Below are 552 nucleotides of genomic sequence, written 5' to 3'. Positions count from 1 at the left end.
AGGTGCTACCGGCGCTACTGGACCTCAAGGTGCTCAAGGTAACACAGGTGCTACCGGCGCTACTGGACCTCAAGGTGTTCAAGGCAACACAGGTGCTACCGGTGCCACTGGACCTCAAGGTGTTCAAGGCAACACAGGTGCTACTGGCGCTACTGGACCTCAAGGCGTTCAAGGTAACACGGGTGCTACTGGTGCTACCGGCGCTACTGGACCTCAAGGTGTTCAAGGTAACACAGGTGCTACCGGCGCTACTGGACCTCAGGGTGTTCAAGGTAACACAGGTGCTACTGGTGCTACCGGCGCTACTGGACCTCAAGGCGTTCAAGGTAACACAGGTGCTACTGGTGCTACCGGCGCTACTGGATCTCAAGGTGCTCAAGGTAACACAGGTGCTACTGGTGCCACTGGACCTCAAGGCGTTCAAGGTAACACGGGTGCTACCGGCGCTACCGGTGCCACTGGCGCTACTGGACCTCAAGGTGTTCAAGGTAACACAGGTGCTACCGGCGCTACTGGTGCCACTGGACCTCAAGGTGTTCAAGGTAACACAGG

The 552-nt window shown here is 57.6% G+C and carries 1 pseudogene; it reads left to right on the top strand.

Going from position 1 to position 552, the window contains the following annotated elements:
• Positions 1 to 552 (top strand): annotated as a pseudogene (locus ACS2QP_RS27385) (collagen-like protein); the annotation flags it as partial.

Origin of the sequence: Bacillus cereus group sp. Bce019 (assembly GCF_051781745.1) — a bacterium.
GTDB lineage: Bacteria > Bacillota > Bacilli > Bacillales > Bacillaceae_G > Bacillus_A > Bacillus_A cereus.
The sequence above is the reverse complement of the archived record's forward strand: the minus strand, read 5'-3'. Positions and strand labels throughout refer to the sequence as shown.